3 protein-coding genes are annotated in these 3,041 nt (G+C 44.9%); 1 reads left to right on the top strand and 2 read right to left on the bottom strand.

Annotated features, from left to right (window positions below; genetic code table 11):
* Together F6K49_RS38680 and F6K49_RS38675 are read right to left on the bottom strand one after the other, a co-directional pair.
* A partial coding sequence (locus F6K49_RS38680) for a pentapeptide repeat-containing protein (protein WP_293105767.1) occupies positions 1 to 247 on the bottom strand: 247 nt, incomplete at its 3' end.
* Positions 248 to 832: 585 nt separating this feature from the next.
* Positions 833 to 2,281, bottom strand: coding sequence for an amidase (locus tag F6K49_RS38675; protein ID WP_293105764.1), 1,449 nt, complete (start codon positions 2,279 to 2,281; stop codon positions 833 to 835).
* A 22-nt stretch (positions 2,282 to 2,303) separates the two neighbouring features.
* On the opposite strand from F6K49_RS38675, the gene F6K49_RS38670 reads away from it, so the two are divergent.
* Positions 2,304 to 3,041: aminotransferase class I/II-fold pyridoxal phosphate-dependent enzyme (locus tag F6K49_RS38670; protein ID WP_293105761.1), on the top strand; the 738-nt coding region annotated here is incomplete at its 3' end.

Below are 3,041 nucleotides of genomic sequence, written 5' to 3'. Positions count from 1 at the left end.
AGTTGGCACCAGTCAGGTCAGCACCTTCTAGGTTGGCTTCGATTAAGTTTGCTCCTTGCAGGTTAGCATTCCTCAAATCAGCGCCTAGTAGATGTGCACCCGATAGATCCGCTCCTTTTAAATTACACCCTGGACATTCACCAGTTGAGAGCAACTGTTGCACCTGGTCTGGGTTTTCAGCTACTGCTGAACCAGTAAAGAACAGGGAAGCGAGTAAGGTTAGCGTTGCCAAAATATTGAATTTCATTTTTGGCCTCCCTAGAAGGAAAATTATCAGTATGTATTGCTTTATCCCACTTTTATGATAACCCATTAGTTGTCCGGGATTATACTGATGATTTGTTAAGGTTAGTTATGGAATTATTCCCGGCTCTTCCGTACTTGTTATGCTAGATTAACAATTTGCCAAAGGGAGCAGGGAGCAGGGAGCAGGGAGCAGGGAGCAGGGAGCAGGAGGAAGAGGCAGTATTCAGAAAAATTTATTGTTAAATAGCCTCATAACCCTTACACAGTAATATTTTCGGTTTTTTTAAACTATAAATTTAGCATAGTAGGTACTGAAGAACCTTATTCTCTAAATTGATTAGGTTGTTAAGAAAAGACAAAAATTGTTAGGGTTAAGGGATTAAGGTGGTAGGGAATTAAGCGATCGCGTAGCGTAGCCCTTCGGGCTAATCGCCTTTGGCGCGGCTTCGCCGATCGCATCTCAGCTATTGTTATAGCACTAGGCATATAGAGGTGCGCACCTCGATGTTTGACATTGTCTTGATGCAGTTGCTCCTAAACTCCGAAACGTGAGTCTAGCTTACTTCTGACTTCTGACTTCTGACTTCTAACTTCTGACTTCTGACTTCTGACTTCTAACTTCTGACTTCTGACTTCTGACTTCTGACTTCTGACTTCTGACCCTAAGCGTAGCGCTATAATATCCCGGTGGAGGTTGAAAGCCTCCGGTGATTTGGGTCAATGTCTCAGCAATTGCGATCAGTCTCATATCACTCCCCCGTCTTCCGACCACTTGCACACCAATGGGTAAGCCTTTCTGGGACTGGCTAAGGGGTAGGACTATGACTGGGTTACCACCTAAGTTAAACAGTGTGGTGTAAGCACCAATAGCTTTCAGATAAGGAAACTGCTTACCATCTATCTCAATTGGTTCCCCTGATGGGCGATGGGTAAATGCTGCTATTGGAACCACAGGACACAACCAAACATCCCAATCAGATAAGAAGCCTTCTAGATCAGTAATTATACGATCGCGTTTATGAAGAGCATGTTCATACTGTTGTTGATTGATCTCGGATAAACCAAATTCAAATTTGAGAATCTCGCTATAGGTTTCCCTTGCTACAGTAACGTCCAAATTCGGTGGGTTATGTTCCTCAATGCAACACCCTAAATTTTCCAGAGATAATGCCAATTTCTCTAAGCATCTCTTGGTTTCTGTTGATGCTGGAATATCACCAAAACCTGTTGTCCAAGCGTAGCGGTATGCCCGTAAATTCTCTAGTTTAAACTGCTCTGTCGGTATAGGAAGTAACCAATTTTGTTGGGGATCGAGTCCTTGAATTAAGGATAAACACAAGCGCAAGTCTTCGACACAGCGAGCCAGAGGTCCTATGGTTTGTAAGTGTCGGATGGTTTTTGGCTTTCCTGGTAGCTCTGGAATATGTCCAAAGGTTGAAACACGATGCTCCGTAGGCTTAAGGCCAAATACACCACAAAAATGTCCAGGAACACGGATAGAACCGCCAAGGTCACTACCTAGTTCCAAAGGCGATAACCCAGCAGCTACGGCGGCTGCACCACCCCCAGTACTACCACCGCTGGTATAGTCTAGATTCCAGGGATTATTTGTTCTCCCAAATAGGGGACTATTGGTTTGAAAATCTGCCGTCAGTTTTGGTGTATTGGTCTTTCCGAGAAGAATTGCTCCCGCTGCACGGAGTCTAGCCACAACGGTAGCGTCTTGAGTTGGGACGTAATTAGCTAAAGGTTCGTAGCTACTGGTAGTCCGTAATCCCTTAGTTTCTAAGCTGTCCTTAATGGTTATGGGTACTCCATGTAACCTACCCCAAATTTCCCCTCGTCCTAAAGCTTCGTCAGCTTTTTTGGCTCGTTGATAGGCATTTTCTACATCTAAGGTAATAATGGCGTTTAGTTTAGAATTGTGCAGAGCAATATGCTCAAGATGAGCGTCTAACACTTCCACCGATGAGACAGTGCGATCGCGAATTGCTTTTGCCAATTCAGAGGCCGAAAAAAATACTAAGTGACTCATTAAACTAACAGAGGCTGCGGTTATGTCAGATCCAACCACTGAAGGCAATACTCACTTTATCTCCCCACGTTTACTAAAGGGATTAGAGTACCAAACCCCCATCAGCAAATTTTATGCCGAAGCGACCTATATGAGTCGCCGCACTGAGCCGGACAGTCTTGACTTTACCTTGGGTGATTCCCATGAAATGCCACTTCCAGGTTTTGTAGAAGCCTTACAGCGTTCGAGTATACCGCAAAATCCAGGTTGGTATGGCTACAAGGGAAATATTCCGGAATCACGGCAGGCTGTATCCGCTGCTCTTCAGGATAAACGGGGAATTTCCATATTGCCGGAAGATATTTTTATGACCAATGGTACAGTAGTTGGTCTAGCAATTTGTCTGCACATCCTGGCTGGGGATGGAGATGAGGTAATTCTTCTGACTCCACCCTGGTTAGGTTATCGGCGTATGGTTCATCTTACTGGTGCAGTGCCGGTGGGTGTGCCTGTGGATACAAATACCTTTGATATGGACCTCGATGCGATCGCATCTGCGATTACAGAACGCACTCGGGCAATAATCATCAATTCACCCCACAATCCCACAGGAAAGATTTTCTCAGCAACAACCCTCGAGGGTTTGGCTGCTATACTCACCGATGCCTCTAGACGTTATGGTAAGCCCATTTACCTAATTTCTGATGAAACCTTCAGCCGGATTGTGTTTGATCAGCAGCCTTGTCCTAGCCCTACCCAGTTTTACCCATTTTCTTTCTTA

Source organism: Moorena sp. SIO3I6, assembly GCF_010672095.1.
This window is presented reverse-complemented; position numbering and strand designations above follow the sequence as displayed.